We start from the raw sequence: 19,159 nt of genomic DNA, 5'->3' as shown, positions 1-19,159 counted from the left end.
GAGTGACTTGTCACTTAATGTTCCTACCGAGGACATCGGAATTCAGATTCTTATTTAAAGATGATGACTTTCAGCCTCTGTGTCTATTTGACTCGGAGGCTTTTCTTTTGTCGGTATAAATGACCCATTCTAATAGGAGGTGTCATCATGAGCAAAGCAATCGAAAACAAACAAGTACAAGTTCAAGAGATTACTGAAAAATTCCAAGGCGCTGCTTCTGTAGTAGTTGTGGATTACCGTGGTCTTAATGTTGCACAAGTAACAGAGCTTCGTAAACAACTTCGTGAAGCTGGCGTTGAGTTCAAAGTTTACAAAAACACTTTAACTCGTCGTGCTGCTGAAGCTGCTGGCCTTGAAGGAATCAACGACGTATTAGTTGGTCCTAACGCAATTGCGTTCTCAAATGAAGATGTTGTAGCGCCTGCTAAAATCATCAACGAGTTCGCGAAGAAAAACGAAGCTTTAGAAATTAAAGCTGGTATTATTGAAGGTACTATCTCTTCTGTTGAAGATGTTAAAGCACTTGCAGAACTTCCATCACGCGAAGGTCTACTTTCTATGCTTTTATCTGTACTTCAAGCTCCAGTGCGTAACTTCGCACTTGCAACAAAAGCTGTTGCAGAACAAAAAGAAGAACAAGGCGCGTAATTTAGTACGCACTAATACTTCTGCGGCCTGATCGCAAAAAAATAAAACATTATCCAATTAGGAGGAAATTATAATGAATAAAGAGCAAATCTTAGAAGCTATCAAAGCTATGACAGTTCTTGAATTAAACGATTTAGTAAAAGCTATCGAAGAAGAATTCGGTGTAACAGCTGCTGCTCCAGTAGCAGTAGTTGCTGGTGGTGCTGCTGCAGCTGAAGAAAAAACAGAATTTGACGTAGTATTAGCATCTGCTGGTGCAGAAAAAATCAAAGTAATCAAAGTGGTTCGTGAAATCACTGGTTTAGGTCTTAAAGAAGCTAAAGAAGTAGTAGATAACGCTCCTAAAGCTCTTAAAGAAGGCGTTTCTAAAGATGAAGCTGAAGAAATCAAAGCTAAACTTGAAGAAGTTGGCGCATCTGTAGAAGTTAAGTAATCTCGCGTTACTTTTTAACAAAAGGAAAGCTCGTCATTTTGGCGAGCTTTTTTCTTCATTCTGAGGAGGCGTGAAAATGTCAGATCACTATTATACAAGTAAGCCTCAAACTGAAAGTAAACCACGTCACTGGACATTCAAGTTACTAGGGCATACGTTTTCATTTGAAACGGATGCAGGTGTATTTAGTAAAAGCGAAGTAGATTTTGGATCCCGTGTTTTAATAGACGCTTTTCAAATGCCTGATATTGATGGTGCGATTTTTGATGTAGGTTGTGGATACGGGCCGATAGGGTTATCGATTGCCAAAACTAATCCAGACCGTACCGTTTTTATGATGGATATAAATGAACGTGCAGTTGCGCTTTCGCAAAAAAATGCGCAAGTGAACGGTGTTCAAAATGTGCGAATATTTGTGAGTGACGGCCTATCGATGGTTGATAACGATGTAGATGCGGCAGCAATCTTAACGAATCCACCAATTCGTGCGGGGAAGGAAACGATTTTCCGCTTTTACGATGGAGCTTACGATCGGCTAGTGTCTTCGGGTGAACTCTGGGTAGTCATTCAGAAGAAACAAGGAGCGCCATCGACAGTAAGTTACTTAGAAGAAAAGTTTTCAGAAGTCGATGTAGTAGAAAAGAAAAAAGGGTACTGGATAGTACGCGCAAAAAAATAAATGAAATATGTATAATTTATTGACTTGACAAATCGGCTATGATAATATGATACAATGCAAAAATATTATTTTGAGGTCGTATGCCCTTTTTGTATAGAATTGTTTTAATATGGGTATACTTGCCAAGATAAGTTTAGTTAACCGAAAATGAGATCTTTTTGAAGACTCGTTTTCTTTTTGTCTTTCGAAATCATACACTATTTGTATGATTTTGCAAAGACCTAATATCGCTTTATTGAGGGGTGAATGAGTTGACAGGTCAACTAGTTCAGTACGGACAACACCGCCAGCGTAGAAGCTTTGCGCGTATTAAAGAGGTGCTTGAGCTTCCAAATCTGATTGAGATTCAAACGGCGTCTTACGAGTGGTTCCTTGAAGAAGGTTTACGTGAAATGTTCCGTGACATTTCGCCGATCGAGGACTTTACAGGTAATCTTTCATTAGAATTCATCGATTATTCATTAGGTGAGCCTAAATATGATGTTGATGAGTGTAAAGAGCGAGATGTTACTTACGCAGCTCCATTACGTGTGAAAGTACGTCTTTACAACAAAGAAACAGACGAAGTGAAAGAACAAGATGTCTTCATGGGTGACTTCCCGTTAATGACAGAAACAGGTACGTTCATTATCAACGGTGCTGAACGTGTTATCGTTTCACAATTAGTTCGTTCACCAAGTGTGTATTTCCATGATAAAACTGATAAAAACGGTAAAAAAGGCTTTGGAGCTACAGTTATTCCAAACCGCGGTGCTTGGTTAGAGTATGAAACTGATGCGAAAGACGTAGTTTATGTGCGAATTGATCGTACTCGTAAGCTACCAGTAACAGTGTTACTACGTGCATTAGGTTTCGGTTCAGATCAAGAAATTATCGATATTATCGGTGATAACGAGTATCTACGTAATACGTTAGAAAAAGATAACTCTGAAAGTACAGAAAAAGCGCTTTTAGAAATCTATGAACGTTTACGTCCAGGTGAGCCACCAACAGTAGAAAGTGCGAAGAGTTTATTATACTCTCGTTTCTTCGATGCTAAACGTTATGATTTAGCGAATGTTGGTCGCTACAAAATGAATAAAAAGCTTCACATTAAAAATCGTTTATTCAATCAAACGATTGCTGAAACGCTTGTAGATCCAGAAACAGGCGAAATTTTAGTAGAAAAAGGTACAGTATTAGATCGTCGTACTTTAGATAAAATTCTACCTTACCTAGAAGATTCATCAAAAGGTATTGGTTACCGCACTTTATCACAAGTCGGTGGAGTGCTTGAAGATGATGTAACCATCCAATCTATTAAGATTTATGCTCCAAAAGATGAAGCGCAAAAAGAAATTAATATCATTGGTAATGCGTACATTGATGAAGAAGTGAAGAATATTACACCTGCTGATGTTTTATCTTCAGTAAGCTATTTCTTTAACTTACTTTACCAAGTAGGTGCAACAGATGATATTGACCATTTGGGTAACCGTCGCCTACGTTCTGTTGGTGAGTTACTACAAAACCAATTCCGTATCGGTTTGTCTCGTATGGAACGTGTAGTACGTGAGCGTATGTCAATTAATGACACAGCTGCGATCGTACCACAACAATTAATCAATATCCGTCCAGTGATTGCGTCCATTAAAGAGTTCTTCGGAAGCTCTCAATTATCACAATTCATGGACCAAACAAACCCATTAGCAGAGTTAACGCATAAACGTCGTCTATCTGCATTAGGACCTGGTGGTTTAACGCGTGAGCGCGCTGGCTTCGAAGTACGTGACGTTCACTACTCTCACTATGGTCGTATGTGTCCAATTGAGACACCAGAGGGTCCAAACATTGGGTTAATCAACTCATTATCTTCATTTGCCAAAGTAAATAAATTTGGCTTCATTGAAACACCTTATCGTCGTATTGACCACGAAACAGGTCGAGTAACGGAGCAAATTGATTATTTAACAGCTGATGAAGAAGATAACTACTATGTAGCACAAGCAAATTCACCGTTAAATCCCGATGGTACTTTTGTAAATGATGAAGTAGTAGGTCGTTTCCGTGGTGATAACACGGTATTCAGTAAAGCGCAAATGGACTACATGGATGTATCACCTAAACAAGTTGTCTCTGCAGCGACTGCATGTATACCGTTCTTAGAAAACGATGACTCGAACCGTGCACTTATGGGTGCCAACATGCAACGTCAAGCAGTTCCACTTCTTAACCCAGAAGCACCATTCGTTGGTACTGGTATGGAGCATGTTGATGCGCGTGATTCTGGTGCAGCTGTAGTAGCGAAGTATGATGGTATTGTTGAGCACGTTGAAGCTCGCTCTATCCATGTTCGCCGCATTGAAGTTGTAGACGGCAAAGAGGTTAAAGGCGATTTAACAAAATATAAATTACAAAAGTTCATTCGTTCTAACCAAGGTACTTCTTATAACCAACGTCCACTTGTAAAAGTAGGCGAACGTGTGAAGCCTCGAGATATTTTAGCAGATGGTCCATCAATGGAAAAAGGTGAACTAGCTCTTGGACGTAACGTACTTGTTGCCTTCATGACTTGGAACGGCTTTAACTATGAGGATGCTGTTATTATGAGTGAGCGCCTTGTAAAAGACGATGTCTATACATCTGTTCATATTGAAGAATATGAATCAGAGTCTCGTGATACAAAGCTTGGGCCTGAAGAAATCACTCGTGATATTCCAAATGTTGGAGAAGATGCACTTCGTAACCTAGACGAACGTGGTATTATCCGTATTGGTGCGGAAGTACGTGACGGTGATATTCTTGTTGGGAAAGTAACGCCTAAAGGGGTTACAGAATTAACTGCTGAAGAGCGTTTATTACATGCAATCTTCGGTGAAAAAGCTCGTGAGGTTCGTGATACTTCATTACGTGTACCACACGGTGCTGGCGGTATCATTCTTGATGTTAAAGTATTTAACCGTGAAGATGGCGATGAATTACCACCAGGTGTTAACCAATTAGTTCGTGCTTATATTGTTCAAAAACGTAAAATTCGTGTTGGGGACAAAATGGCCGGACGTCATGGTAACAAAGGGGTTATCTCTCGTATCTTACCAGAAGAAGATATGCCATTCATGCCAGATGGCACGCCTGTTGATATCATGTTAAATCCACTTGGTGTACCTTCCCGTATGAATATCGGACAAGTTTTAGAGTTACACTTAGGTATGGCTTCTCGTTACCTAGGCGTTCACATGGCAACACCAGTATTTGATGGTGCTAATGAAGAAGACGTTTGGGAAACAATGGAAGAAGCTGGGATGAACCGTGACGGTAAAACAATCCTGTATGATGGACGTTCTGGTGAACCATTCGATAACCGTGTATCAGTAGGTATCATGTATATGATCAAACTTGCTCACATGGTTGATGATAAACTTCATGCACGTTCAACTGGTCCTTACTCACTTGTTACGCAACAACCACTTGGTGGTAAAGCGCAATTTGGTGGACAACGTTTTGGTGAGATGGAGGTATGGGCACTTGAAGCTTATGGTGCTGCGTATACACTTCAAGAAATCTTAACGGTTAAATCTGATGACGTTGTTGGTCGTGTGAAAACATATGAAGCCATCGTTAAAGGTGAAAGTGTACCAGAGCCAGGTGTTCCTGAGTCATTCAAAGTATTGATTAAAGAACTTCAATCTCTTGGTATGGATGTTAAGATGTTAACAGTTAATGATGAAGAAGTAGAGCTTCGCGATTTAGACGAAGAAGATGATCTTCAGCCAGCTGATGCACTTAACATTGCACCACAGCCAGATACAGAAGAAGAGCCAGTAGAGTCTTTTGAATAATGGAAAACCAAATTCACAAATGTGAATATGGTCAAACTTATTTTTCAAATTAGCCGGGCAGGATTTAACGCCCTGCCTGGCTTTTTCTTTTAATAAATCATTCTATTTCTAATCCTTTGCCAAAGAGGCAATCTTTGCAAACGATTATCGAGCTGCGTAAAAGAGTCTTTATAAAGACCTATACTAGAGGGAGGTAGGCTCCTTGATAGACGTTAATGAATTTGAATATATGAAAATTGGTTTAGCATCACCTGACAAGATTCGTTCTTGGTCATATGGAGAGGTTAAAAAACCTGAAACAATTAACTACCGTACACTAAAACCAGAAAAAGATGGTTTATTCTGTGAGCGTATTTTTGGTCCAACTAAGGACTGGGAGTGTCACTGTGGGAAATATAAACGTGTACGCTATAAAGGCGTAGTTTGTGATCGTTGTGGCGTTGAAGTAACACGTGCTAAAGTTCGTCGTGAACGTATGGGGCATATCGAATTAGCAGCACCAGTTTCTCATATCTGGTACTTCAAAGGTATTCCTAGCCGTATGGGTCTAATTTTAGATATGTCACCTCGTGCTCTTGAAGAAGTTATCTATTTCGCTTCATACGTTGTGATCGATGCAGGTGCTACTAATTTAGAAAGTAAACAATTACTTTCTGAAAAAGAGTATCGTGCATACCGTGAAAAATTCGGTAATACATTCGAAGCATCAATGGGTGCAGAAGCAATCAAAAAATTATTAGGTAAAATCGACCTAGAAGATGAAACACAATCTTTAAAAGAGGAGTTAAAATCTGCTCAAGGTCAAAGACGTACTCGTGCCATTAAACGTCTAGAAGTTGTTGAATCTTTCCGTAACTCAGGAAACTCACCTGAATGGATGATTCTGGATGTACTACCTGTTATTCCACCAGAGCTTCGTCCAATGGTGCAATTAGATGGTGGTCGTTTCGCGACTTCAGATTTAAACGATTTATACCGTCGTGTAATTAATCGTAATAACCGTTTAAAACGTTTATTAGATTTAGGTGCTCCAAGCATCATCGTACAAAATGAAAAACGTATGTTACAAGAAGCTGTTGATGCATTAATCGATAATGGTCGTCGTGGACGTCCTGTAACAGGTCCTGGTAACCGTCCATTAAAATCACTTTCACATATGTTGAAAGGTAAACAAGGTCGTTTCCGTCAAAATCTACTTGGTAAACGTGTTGACTACTCTGGTCGTTCTGTTATCGTAGTAGGTCCAAACTTAAAAATGTACCAATGTGGTTTACCAAAAGAAATGGCTATTGAATTATTCAAGCCATTCGTTATGAAAGAATTAGTAGAGCGTGGTCTTGCTCATAACATTAAATCTGCTAAACGTAAAATCGAACGTTTAAATAACGACGTATGGGACGTTTTAGAAGATGTTATCCGTGAGCATCCAGTATTACTAAACCGTGCACCAACGCTTCACCGTCTTGGAATTCAAGCATTTGAACCAACACTAGTTGAAGGTCGTGCTATTCGTCTTCACCCATTAGTATGTACAGCCTATAATGCTGACTTCGATGGTGACCAAATGGCGGTTCACGTACCATTATCAGCTGAAGCTCAAGCTGAAGCTCGTCTTCTAATGCTTGCTGCACAAAACATCCTGAATCCAAAAGACGGTAAACCAGTTGTAACACCTTCTCAAGATATGGTATTAGGAAACTACTACTTAACACTTGAACGTGAAGGCGCACGCGGTGAAGGTACTGTTTTCTATGGTCCAAATGAAGTTTTAATTGCCTATGATACAGGTCATGTACACTTGCATACACGTATCGCAATAAAAGCAAGTTCATTAAATAATCCAACATTCACTGAAGAACAAAATAATATGTTCTTATTAACAACTGTTGGTAAAGTAATCTTTAATGAAATCTTGCCGGAATCATTCCCTTATATTAATGAGCCAACTGATTTCAACTTAGAGCAAGTAACACCAGAAAAATACTTTGCTAAGTTAACAATTGATGAAGAAACACTTAAAGAGCTTGAATCAGATAATGCTTATAATAATTTAGATGAAAAAGGGAAAATTGATGCACAACGTACAGCTGTATTGCGTAAATACTTTGCATCAGTACCTGTTGTAAATCCATTCCGTAAGAAATTCTTAGGAAATATCATTGCTGAAGTATTTAAACGTTTCCACATTACGGAAACATCTAAAATGCTTGACCGTATGAAAAACCTAGGTTTCAAATATTCAACACGTGCAGGTATTACTGTAGGTGTATCTGACATCGTGGTATTACCTGATAAAGGTGAAATTTTAGCAGAGGCTCAAGAGAAAGTAGATAAAGTTCAAGCGCAATTCCGTCGTGGTTTCATTACTGAGGATGAGCGTTACGATCGCGTAATTTCAAGCTGGAGTGCTGCAAAAGATGAAATTCAAGCGAAGCTGATGAAGTCACTTGAGAAAACAAACCCAATTTTCATGATGTCTGATTCAGGTGCCCGTGGTAATGCATCTAACTTTACTCAGCTAGCTGGTATGCGTGGTCTGATGGCCAACCCAGCTGGTCGTATTATCGAACTTCCAATCAAATCTTCATTCCGTGAAGGTTTAACAGTATTAGAATACTTCATCTCAACTCACGGTGCTCGTAAAGGTCTTGCCGATACAGCCCTAAAAACTGCCGATTCAGGTTACTTAACACGTCGTCTTGTTGACGTTGCACAAGATGTTATCGTTCGTGAAGATGACTGTGGTACTGACCGTGGTTTAACGATTGGTGCATTAATGGAAGGCACAGAGTTAATTGAAGCTCTAGATGAACGTATTGTTGGTCGTCATACGAAGAAAACAATCTTCCACCCTGAAACTGGTGAAGTAATTCTTGCAAAAGACGGTTTAATCGACCAAGATATCGCTCGTGCAATTATCGAGGCGGGTATTGAAGAAGTGACAATCCGTTCAGCATTTACATGTAATACAAAACACGGCGTTTGTAAAAAATGTTACGGCATGAACTTGGCGACAGGTGAGAAGGTTGAAGTTGGGGAAGCAGTTGGTATTATTGCTGCTCAATCAATCGGTGAACCAGGTACACAGTTAACAATGCGTACATTCCATACAGGTGGGGTTGCCGGAGATGATATTACACAAGGTCTTCCACGTATCCAAGAGATCTTTGAAGCACGTAATCCAAAAGGTCAATCTGTTATTTCAGAAATCGCTGGTACGGTTTCAGATATCACAGAAATTCGTGAAGGCTTAAAAGAAATTACAATTCAAGGTGACGTAGAAACTCGTAAGTATCAAGCACCTTATAACGCACGTTTGAAAGTTATCGAAGGTGATAATGTAGAACGTGGTCAAGTTTTAACAGAAGGTTCTATCGATCCAAAACAATTGCTAAAAGTCAAAGACGTTTCAACTGTTCAAGAATATTTATTAAAAGAAGTTCAAAAAGTATACCGTATGCAAGGGGTAGAAATTGGGGATAAACACATTGAGGTAATGGTTCGCCAAATGCTTCGAAAAGTGCGTGTAATTGAAGCTGGAGATACAGAATTACTACCTGGCTCATTATTAGATATCCACCAATTCTCAGAGGCAAACGTAGACGCTGTTATGAATGGCAAAAACCCTGCAACTTGTCGTCCTGTTATCCTGGGTATTACAAAAGCTTCTCTTGAAACAGAATCATTCTTATCTGCAGCATCGTTCCAAGAAACAACACGTGTGTTAACAGATGCAGCAATTAAGGGTAAACGTGACGAGCTTCTTGGATTAAAAGAGAACGTAATTATCGGTAAACTTGTTCCTGCAGGTACTGGTATGCAACGTTATCGTCAAATCCGCATCGAAAAAGATGAGCTTGACACAGAAGTCGTTTCTGCTGAATAAACATTAAAATTAGGCCGAAGAGATGCATATTTTCATCATCTCTTCGGACTTTTTCAAGATATTAGTTGACAGTGTAAATGAGTAATGATAATATATTGAAGGTTGATAGTTAACTGTCTGTACTTCGGAGGATATGTAAATGTCTTATGATAAAGTAAGGGCTAGTCAAACAATCATAGGTACAAAGCAAGCAGTAAAAGCAATGCGAGCTGGTTCAGTGAAAGAACTATTTGTGGCACTTGATGCAGACAATTGGGTAACCGATTCGGCCATATCTTTCGCGAGAGAAATCGGTATACCAGTTATTCTTGTTGAGTCCAAAAAGGAACTGGGCAAAGCCTGTGGAATCCATGTTGGAGCTGCGGTAGTTGCGATTACTGTAGAGTAGTTTTTGTGTAAAATGCACAAAGACTTTGTTTTTACCCAAAAAATGAACCACCTGGATGTGTGGTATTAAAAAAGAAGGAATGAAGGGAGGAAAAATCGATGCCTACAATTAACCAATTGGTACGTAAGCCTCGTAAATCTAAAATCACGAAATCAAATTCACCAGCGTTAAACAAAGGATATAACTCATTTAAAAAATCTTTAACTGATGTTAAATCTCCACAAAAACGTGGTGTTTGTACTCGTGTAGGTACAATGACGCCTAAAAAACCAAACTCAGCGTTACGTAAATACGCTCGTGTACGTTTAACTAACCAAATCGAGGTTACAGCGTACATTCCTGGTGAAGGCCACAACTTACAAGAGCACAGTGTTGTTCTTATCCGTGGCGGTCGTGTAAAAGACTTACCGGGTGTTCGTTACCATATCGTTCGTGGTGCTCTTGATACTGCTGGTGTAAACGGTCGTATGCAATCACGTTCTTTATACGGTACAAAACGCCCTAAAGAAAAAAAATAATTTAAATCAAACAATATATTTACTCAATGAAAGGAGGAAAACACATGCCTCGTAAAGGTCCTGTTTCCAAACGTGACGTGTTACCAGATCCAATTTATAATTCAAAACTAGTAACTCGTTTAATCAATAAAATGATGATTGATGGTAAAAGAGGTACTTCTCAAAAGATTTTATACGGTGCGTTCGAACTAGTTAAAGAACGTTCTGGTCAAGATCCAATCGAAGTATTCGAAGCTGCTCTAAATAACGTAATGCCAGTTCTTGAAGTACGTGCTCGCCGTGTTGGTGGTTCTAACTACCAAGTACCAGTTGAAGTACGCCCAGAACGTCGTACAACTTTAGGTCTTCGTTACCTAGTTAACTATTCTCGTCTTCGTGGTGAAAAAACTATGGAAGAGCGTTTAGCTAACGAAATCCTTGATGCTTCTAACAACACTGGTGCATCAGTTAAGAAACGTGAAGATATGCACAAAATGGCAGAAGCGAACAAAGCATTCGCTCACTACCGTTGGTAATCTAAACATAGCATAAGCCCAATATGGAAGGAGAAATACCTAATGAAACGCGAATTCTCACTAGAGAATACTCGTAATATTGGGATCATGGCTCACATTGATGCTGGTAAAACAACAACAACTGAGCGTATCCTTTATTACACAGGTAAGATTCACAAAATCGGTGAAACTCATGAAGGCGCTTCTCAAATGGACTGGATGGAGCAAGAGCAAGAACGTGGTATCACAATCACTTCTGCTGCGACAACAGCTCAATGGAAAGGCAACCGCGTAAACATCATCGATACTCCTGGACACGTAGACTTCACTGTAGAAGTAGAACGTTCATTACGTGTACTTGACGGCGCAGTAACTGTACTTGATGCTCAATCTGGTGTTGAACCTCAAACAGAAACTGTATGGCGTCAAGCTACAACTTACGGTGTACCACGTATCGTATTCATTAACAAAATGGATAAAATGGGTGCAGATTTCCTATATTCTGTAGGTACTTTACATGAGCGTTTACAAGCAAATGCTCATCCAATCCAATTACCAATTGGTGCGGAAGATGAGTTCAAAGCAATTATTGACCTAGTTGAAATGGATGTAACTTACTACGATAACGAAGAAGGTACAGCATTACGTGAAGGCCAACCAATTCCTGAAGAATTCCAAGCGCAAGCTGAAGAATACCGTGAGAAGTTAATCGAAGCAATCGCTGAAGTTAACGAAGAAATCATGGAAAAATACTTTGCTGGTGAAGAAATTACAAAAGAAGAGCTTAAAGCGGCTATCCGTAAAGCGACAATCGCTGTAGAATTCTACCCAGTAATCTGTGGTACAGCATTCAAACACAAAGGTGTTCGTAAAATGCTTGACGCAGTTATCGACTACTTACCATCACCAGTTGATGTACCAGCTATTAAAGGTACAACTCCAGATGGTGATGAAACTGAACGTCCATCATCAGACGAAGCGCCATTCTCAGCTTTAGCATTTAAAGTTATGACTGACCCATTCGTAGGTAAATTAACGTTCTTCCGTGTGTACTCTGGTGTTCTTGAATCAGGTTCATACGTACAAAACTCTTCAAAAGGTAAACGTGAACGTGTAGGTCGTATCCTACAAATGCACGCTAACAGCCGTGAAGAGATTTCAAAAGTATTTGCTGGTGATATCGCAGCTGCTGTAGGTCTTAAAGATACAACAACTGGTGACACTCTTTGTGAAGAGAAAAACCTTGTTATCCTTGAGTCTATGGAGTTCCCAGAACCAGTTATCTCTCTTTCTGTAGAACCAAAATCAAAAGCTGACCAAGATAAAATGGGTCAAGCTTTACAAAAACTACAAGAAGAAGATCCAACATTCCGTGCACATACAGACCAAGAAACTGGTCAAACAATTATCTCAGGTATGGGTGAGCTTCACCTTGATATCTTAGTTGATCGTATGCGCCGTGAATTTAAAGTAGAAGCTAACGTAGGTGCTCCAATGGTATCTTACCGTGAAACATTCCGTGGCTCTGCTCAAGTTCAAGGTAAATTCACTCGTCAATCTGGTGGTCGTGGTCAATACGGTGACGTATGGATCGAATTCTCTCCAAATGAAGAGGGTAAAGGCTTTGAATTCGAAAATGCTATCGTTGGTGGTGTAGTACCACGTGAATATATTCCAGCTGTAGAAGCAGGTCTTCGTGACTCGCTTGACCGCGGTGTAATCGCTGGTTACCCATTAATCGACATCAAAGCGAAATTATTCGATGGTTCATACCATGATGTTGACTCAAACGAAATGGCATTTAAAATTGCTGCATCTATGGCACTTAAAGCTGCTGCATCAAAATGTAGTCCAGTTCTTTTAGAGCCTATGATGAAAGTTGAAGTTGTAATTCCTGAAGAATATCTTGGTGATATCATGGGTAACATCACTTCTCGCCGTGGTCGCGTAGAAGGTATGGAAGCTCGCGGTAACGCTCAAGTTGTTCGTGCGATGGTTCCACTTTCAGAAATGTTTGGATATGCAACAACTTTACGTTCTGCAACGCAAGGTCGTGGTGTATTCTCAATGGTATTCGATCATTATGAAGAAGTACCAAAATCAATCTCTGAAGATATCATCAAAAAAAATAAAGGTGAATAATTGAAATTTCATCTTGCATAAAGTATAACTAATTTGTAAGCTATGATTGCAGGATAGGGGATGGGCCCGTTCTCTATCAGCATTCATTCTATAAATTTTAAATCTAAAACATACAATTTTGAGGAGGCAATCTCTAATGGCTAAAGAAAAATTTGACCGTTCTAAAACGCATGCTAACATTGGTACAATCGGACACGTTGACCATGGTAAAACTACTTTAACTGCTGCAATCGCTACAGTTCTTTCTAAAAAAATGGGTGGTACAGCTAAATCTTACGCTGATATCGATAACGCTCCAGAAGAAAAAGAACGTGGTATCACAATCAATACTTCTCACGTAGAGTACGAAACTGAAACTCGTCACTATGCACACGTTGACTGCCCAGGACATGCTGACTATGTTAAAAACATGATCACTGGTGCTGCTCAAATGGACGGCGGTATCTTAGTAGTATCTGCTGCTGACGGCCCAATGCCACAAACACGTGAACACATCCTTTTATCTCGTCAAGTAGGTGTTCCATACTTAGTAGTATTCATGAACAAATGTGATATGGTTGATGACGAAGAATTATTAGAATTAGTAGAAATGGAAATCCGTGACCTACTATCTGAATATGACTTCCCAGGTGACGATATTCCTGTAATCAAAGGTTCTGCTCTTAAAGCTCTTGAAGGTGAACCAGAATGGGAAGAAAAAATCGTTGAATTAATGGACGCTGTAGATTCTTACATCCCAACTCCAGAACGTCAAACTGACAAACCATTCATGATGCCTGTAGAGGACGTATTCTCTATTACTGGTCGTGGTACAGTTGCAACTGGCCGTGTTGAACGTGGTCAAGTTAAAGTTGGTGACGTAGTTGAAATCATCGGTATCGCTGAAGAAGCTAAATCTACTACTGTAACTGGTGTAGAAATGTTCCGTAAATTATTAGACTATGCTGAAGCTGGTGATAACATCGGTGCTTTACTACGTGGTGTTGCTCGTGAAGAAATCCAACGTGGTCAAGTATTAGCTAAACCAGGTTCAATTACTCCACACACTAACTTCAAAGCTGAAGTTTACGTTTTATCAAAAGAAGAGGGTGGCCGTCATACTCCATTCTTCTCTAACTACCGTCCTCAGTTCTACTTCCGTACAACTGATGTAACAGGTATCTGTAACTTACCAGAAGGCGTTGAAATGGTAATGCCTGGTGATAACATTGAAATGACAGTTGAACTTATCGCTCCAATCGCTCTTGAAGAAGGTACTAAATTCTCTATCCGTGAGGGTGGCCGTACTGTAGGCGCTGGCGTAGTTGCTTCTATCCAAAAATAATTTTAGCTTTCGCTAATTTCAAACCAATCTGTAGGGACGCCTACAGATTGGTTTTTTGTGTTAAAATAAAGAAAAATTAGAGTTTTAATTAGTGTATGTGTACATAACCACAAGCATGTCCTCTAGCGTAAATAATTAAAGGGAAAGGGGAACTGATTATGGACATGAAAATTTTGCTAATTGAAGATGATCCTTCTATCTTTGGCATGATTCAAGAACGTTTTGAACAGTGGTCGCTAAACGTGGTTGGACCTAAAAATTTTCAAAAGGTGATGGATGACTTTATAGAGGAGAAGCCACATCTCGTGCTAATTGATATTCAATTGCCTGCCTATGACGGCTTTCATTGGTGTCGTGAAATTCGTCATTTATCCAAAGTACCAATTCTTTTTCTTTCTTCTCGAGATCACCCCATGGATATGGTAATGGCCATGCAAATGGGGGCTGATGATTTTATTCAAAAGCCTTTTCATATGGAAGTTTTACTCGCAAAAGCACAGGCTATTTTACGTAGAACCTATGATTATGTTGAAGAAAAAATGGATGTTACACGTTTTAACGATGCCATAATTGATTATGCCAGAAGTGAAATTATGTATAATGGTGCCATTGCTTCCTTAACAAAAAATGAACTTTTCATTTTAAGAATATTAGTAGAACAGGCTAATCATATCGTTTCCAGAGACGAGTTAATGAGAAAACTATGGGATGACGAACGTTTCGTAAACGATAATACTTTGTCTGTAAACGTTAATCGGTTACGTACAAAGCTAGAGGATATTGGTTTACATGAGGTAATACTAACAAAAAAGGGACTTGGTTATATGGCAGTAAGCTGAGGGACGTGAGGAAAGTTGCTATTATTATTTATGAGAGAACGCTTTGCTTGGATTGGATTTTTTATTTTTACTTTGATAATTCTAAATGCGCTATTTTCTTTAGATGTTGGTTTAAATGGAATTTCTATATGGTATGTAAACGTTAGTTTACTTGTAAGTTTTATACTCTTTTTTTGGTGTCGCTATGTCATCGAAGTTGGGAAATTAAAAGATTTCCTGGGAAATATGGATAGCCACCTTGATGATGCACATAGAAATAGCTTAGCTTTGTCTCCTTTTCAAGAAGTATACTTTCGAAAAATGGAGGATGCCTTCTTTGAAAAGAATTTAGAGTTAAATCAAGCCAAAGTGCAGATACAGGAACATTCTGATGAGCTATTAGCTTGGGTCCATGAAGTAAAAGCACCTTTAACTGCTATTAATTTAATGTTTGAACATATTGAGGATTTACAGCTACGTCGAAAATTAGAGAATGAATGGCTAAGACTACATCTTTTGGTTGACCAACAACTGCATCAAACAAGATTATACGCTATTGAAAAAGATAATTATTTAAATGAGATTGAACTGAAGCCCATTGTTTATAAAGAAATCAGAGCTATGCAAGCATGGTGTCTTGAAAAAGGCATTGGCTTTGAAATTGGTGAACTGACAGAGACGGTTATGACAGATGGCAAGTGGCTAGCTTTTATTATTCGACAAATTCTTTCGAATGCCATCAAGTATAGCCCAGTAAATTCTGAGATAACAATCTTTACAGAACATGATTCTACAGGAGCTACATTACTACATATTAAAGATATAGGTAGGGGTATACCTTTAGACGATTTACCTAGGATTTTTCAAAAATCTTATACAGGAACAGCGGGAAGGGAATCCTCTCAATCTACAGGTATGGGTCTCTATTTAGCATCTAATGTAGCCCAAAAAATTGGTATTCGTATTAATGTTCAATCTAAAGTTGGTGAAGGCTCGCTATTTACACTACGCTTCCCCTTACAAAATGAATATGCGAAACTAACAGGTAGATGACGAAAATGTCACCTACCTTTTTATATTGTCATGTAAAACGCACGAATGATTAGGTATGACAGGGTACACTTGAACTATAGAAAGGGGCGTTTTGAAGTGACAGTTTTAATAGGACGTAAAATAAAGAAAGTGTATGGGAAAAAATCAACGGCTCAAGAAGTATTAAAGGGTATTGATGTAGAGGTGAATAAAGGTGAGTTTGTAGGTATTATGGGACCTTCTGGCTCTGGTAAAACCACGCTTTTAAATGTCTTATGCTCAATTGACTTTGCGACAGAAGGTGTAATTGAGATAAACGGTCATAGTTTACGTGGTATGAAAGAAAAGGCTTTAGCAAACTTCCGACGAGAGCAGCTGGGATTTATATTTCAGGACTATAATTTATTAGATACCTTAACAGTAAAAGAAAATATTCTTCTACCGTTAGCCATCAGTAAGTTACCAAAAGCAGTTGCTGAAAGTCGAGTGAAGGAACTCACTTCTTTGCTGGGAATCTCGGAAATTTTAAATAAATACCCCAACGAAATATCAGGTGGACAAAAACAGCGTACCTCTGCTGCACGTGCACTTATTACCAATCCGTCATTGGTATTTGCAGACGAGCCCACTGGTGCACTAGATTCTAAATCAGCTACAGCCCTACTTCAAAATCTACAAAATATAAATGAAACAAAAGAGGCGACAATTATGATGGTTACACACGATGCTGTAGCTGCAAGTTTCTGTACACGTGTGTTATTTCTAAAGGATGGCCTTATCTATAGTGAACTTTATAAGGGCGATAAAACAAGGCAGGCCTTTTTCAAAGAAATCATGCATACACAAAGTGTGCTAGGCGGTGACGGGTATGAGTCTTAGTAAGTTAGTACTTCGAAGCATGAAGAAAAATATGAAACACTACTATCTATATTTCTTTGCACTTATTTTTAGTGTTACATTATACTTTTCCTTTGTCACCCTGCAAAATAATACGGAAGTGTGGGCTGCTGTTCAAATGAGTGGAACAGCTACTGCAGGATTTAAGGCAGCAACTTATATTCTTTATTTTATCGTTTTGTTCTTCGTTCTGTATGCAAACCATTTATTTATGAAGCGTCGTAGTAAGGAAATAGGTTTGTATCAACTGATTGGCATGACTAAGGGGCTAATCGTGCGTTTATTAGCGATTGAAAACATTCTGTTATTTGTTGGAGCCGTTATTATAGGTATGTTGGCAGGCTTCTTTAGCTCTCGTGTGTTTGCAATGATTTTGCTTCGTGTACTTGAAAAAGAAGCTCTCGTAACCATGACTTTTAGTACACAAGCTTTACTGCAGTCGATGATTGTGTTTACGATCTTATTGATCATCGTTCTTATACAGATGGCTTGGATGATTCATCATGTTTCATTGTTATCATTATTTAGTGCAGCAAAACAAGCAGATGAGCGTGTGAGGCGCTTTAGTGCATTACAGATGGTTATTGGCTTTTTGGGTCTTATACTGATTGCTTATGGCTACTATGCATCGACAAAGCTGTTCGATATTGAATCTGCTGGTAATTTATTTATTAATATGATTATTATTTTAGCTACTACAATCGGTGGAACATTCCTTGTTTTTCGTTTCTCTGTAGCATTTATTATGAATACTATTCGCCTAAAGAAAAAAGGGCATTTATCCATAAAGGATGTATTAGCATTAACGCCCATAATGCATCGTATGAAGAGCAATGCAAAGTCATTAACGCTAATCACCGTGTTAACAGGCGTTTCTCTAGGCGTGACGACGCTTTCCTATATCGCCTACTACTCCTCGGAAGCATCTGCATATAGCCAAGTACCTGGTGATTTCATATTGCTTGAAGAGCAAGGGGAGAGATTTTTAGAGAAGTTAGAGGAAAATAATATTGCTTATGATAAAATTGACTACCGTCTTCAGGGAGTAACCGCTGCTGTAGGTCAATTGATGTCTAAAAAACAGCAGGATAACCCTTTATATACAATGGAAGGCACAATTTATACCATACCGCTTTCAGATTATCAGCAGAGTGTTCCAGAAGCTAAGCTATCCGGGAATGAGGTTATCCTAACAAACTATGGTGGTTATATGGCCGAAATGTTCCCGTTAGAGAAAGATCATGATTTAGTAGTATCTGCAGGAGAACTTGAAGAAACTTTTCATGTCGTTGATATCCACGATAAAAGTGTGATAAGTGGTATTGTAACGGCTGGGGGTGGTGGACCTATCTTTGTTGTGACAGATGATATGTTTAAAAGTTTAACTACACAGGCAGCTCTTTATCCTTGGCATCATCAATCAACAATCACTTTAAAATCGAACGAAGATATTGCAACAGCAGAAAAATTATATATTCAATCGAATGCAGGCATTATTAAGGCTATAGATGATAAAGGGGAGACAAAGCAATATACACAATCATCCTATGAAGGAAAACGTAAAGACAACATTGAATCATTGGGTCTTACCATATTTACAACAGCATTTTTAGGGTTAGCGTTCTTAATGACCACAGGTAGTATTCTATACTTTAAACAAATGTCTGAGGCAGAGGAAGAACGTGATTCCTATACAATCCTACGAAAGATTGGTTTTGCTGAAAAAGATATCATGAAGGGTATTTATATGAAACAGGCCTTTAATTTCGGTGTTCCATTAGTTATAGGGTTATTGCATAGCTACTTTGCTGTTAAGTCAGGATGGTTTCTATTTGGGACAGAGTTAACAGCCCCCTTGTGGATTGCAATGTGCTGTTATATAGCCCTATATACGATTTTTGCCATTCTATCGGTAGGCTATTATAAAAAGGTTGTACGTCAATCGTTGTAATATTAAATAAGAAGAAACTCGGAAACAGTGTGGTGGTTATCATCACACTGTTTTTTAGTGCAAAAAAAATAGAAATTACAAAAAACCTTGACTTTCAATTATCAGAATAATAAAGTTTAACATGTTAGTAA

The 19,159-nt window shown here is 38.8% G+C and carries 14 protein-coding genes and 1 other annotated feature (1 of these 15 running past the window's edge); all 14 genes read left to right on the top strand.

What is annotated here, in order from left to right; all coding sequences use genetic code 11:
- Window positions 1-115 (top strand) — a sequence feature (ribosomal protein L10 leader region); it begins 31 nt to the left of the window's first position.
- 32 nt (window positions 116-147) lie between these two features.
- Entirely contained in the window at window positions 148-648 is a 501-nt protein-coding gene (gene rplJ / locus HCH28_RS17255; protein ID WP_004233596.1) for a 50S ribosomal protein L10, read from the top strand.
- Between the two features lie 73 nt (window positions 649-721).
- On the top strand, window positions 722-1,081 hold the full coding sequence (gene rplL / locus HCH28_RS17250; protein WP_004233598.1) for a 50S ribosomal protein L7/L12: 360 nt from the start codon (window positions 722-724) through the stop codon (window positions 1,079-1,081).
- A 76-nt stretch (window positions 1,082-1,157) separates the two neighbouring features.
- Window positions 1,158-1,760 carry a class I SAM-dependent methyltransferase gene (locus HCH28_RS17245; protein ID WP_004233600.1) on the top strand — a complete coding sequence of 201 codons (603 nt, stop codon included), beginning with the start codon at window positions 1,158-1,160 and terminating at the stop codon, window positions 1,758-1,760.
- Between the two features lie 242 nt (window positions 1,761-2,002).
- A complete protein-coding gene (gene rpoB / locus HCH28_RS17240; protein ID WP_221682385.1) occupies window positions 2,003-5,578 on the top strand; it encodes a DNA-directed RNA polymerase subunit beta in 3,576 nt (1,191 codons plus the stop codon).
- 202 nt (window positions 5,579-5,780) lie between these two features.
- Window positions 5,781-9,464 (top strand): DNA-directed RNA polymerase subunit beta', encoded by a 3,684-nt coding sequence (gene rpoC, locus HCH28_RS17235; RefSeq protein ID WP_221682384.1) that lies wholly within the window; start codon window positions 5,781-5,783, stop codon window positions 9,462-9,464.
- A gap of 139 nt (window positions 9,465-9,603) precedes the next feature.
- Window positions 9,604-9,852 carry a ribosomal L7Ae/L30e/S12e/Gadd45 family protein gene (locus HCH28_RS17230; RefSeq protein ID WP_004233607.1) on the top strand — a complete coding sequence of 83 codons (249 nt, stop codon included), beginning with the start codon at window positions 9,604-9,606 and terminating at the stop codon, window positions 9,850-9,852.
- Window positions 9,853-9,950: 98 nt separating this feature from the next.
- Window positions 9,951-10,370, top strand: coding sequence for a 30S ribosomal protein S12 (gene rpsL, locus HCH28_RS17225; RefSeq protein ID WP_004233609.1), 420 nt, complete (start codon window positions 9,951-9,953; stop codon window positions 10,368-10,370).
- A 44-nt stretch (window positions 10,371-10,414) separates the two neighbouring features.
- A complete protein-coding gene (rpsG, locus tag HCH28_RS17220) occupies window positions 10,415-10,885 on the top strand; it encodes a 30S ribosomal protein S7 (protein ID WP_004233610.1) in 471 nt (156 codons plus the stop codon).
- Between the two features lie 42 nt (window positions 10,886-10,927).
- Window positions 10,928-13,006, top strand: a complete 2,079-nt coding sequence (gene fusA / locus HCH28_RS17215) for an elongation factor G (RefSeq protein WP_048395562.1) — start codon at window positions 10,928-10,930, stop codon at window positions 13,004-13,006.
- 136 nt (window positions 13,007-13,142) lie between these two features.
- Window positions 13,143-14,330, top strand: coding sequence for an elongation factor Tu (gene tuf, locus HCH28_RS17210; RefSeq protein ID WP_004233614.1), 1,188 nt, complete (start codon window positions 13,143-13,145; stop codon window positions 14,328-14,330).
- Between the two features lie 158 nt (window positions 14,331-14,488).
- Window positions 14,489-15,169 carry a response regulator transcription factor gene (locus tag HCH28_RS17205; protein WP_004233616.1) on the top strand — a complete coding sequence of 227 codons (681 nt, stop codon included), beginning with the start codon at window positions 14,489-14,491 and terminating at the stop codon, window positions 15,167-15,169.
- A gap of 15 nt (window positions 15,170-15,184) precedes the next feature.
- Window positions 15,185-16,201, top strand: a complete 1,017-nt coding sequence (locus HCH28_RS17200; RefSeq protein ID WP_221682383.1) for a sensor histidine kinase — start codon at window positions 15,185-15,187, stop codon at window positions 16,199-16,201.
- Between the two features lie 96 nt (window positions 16,202-16,297).
- The gene (locus HCH28_RS17195; protein WP_004233621.1) at window positions 16,298-17,059 is read left to right on the top strand and encodes an ABC transporter ATP-binding protein; all 762 of its coding nucleotides are present in this window, start codon (window positions 16,298-16,300) and stop codon (window positions 17,057-17,059) included.
- Window positions 17,049-19,028, top strand: coding sequence for an FtsX-like permease family protein (locus tag HCH28_RS17190; RefSeq protein ID WP_221682382.1), 1,980 nt, complete (start codon window positions 17,049-17,051; stop codon window positions 19,026-19,028). Before HCH28_RS17195 ends, HCH28_RS17190 begins: the two co-directional genes overlap by 11 nt.
- Window positions 19,029-19,159: the final 131 nt, after the last annotated feature.

The sequence above is a fragment of the Lysinibacillus sp. K60 genome, assembly GCF_019731275.1.
In the GTDB taxonomy this organism is placed as follows: Bacteria; Bacillota; Bacilli; order Bacillales_A; family Planococcaceae; genus Lysinibacillus; species Lysinibacillus capsici.
Note: the sequence above shows the minus strand (reverse complement) of the source record. Positions and strands in the feature narration are given on the sequence as shown.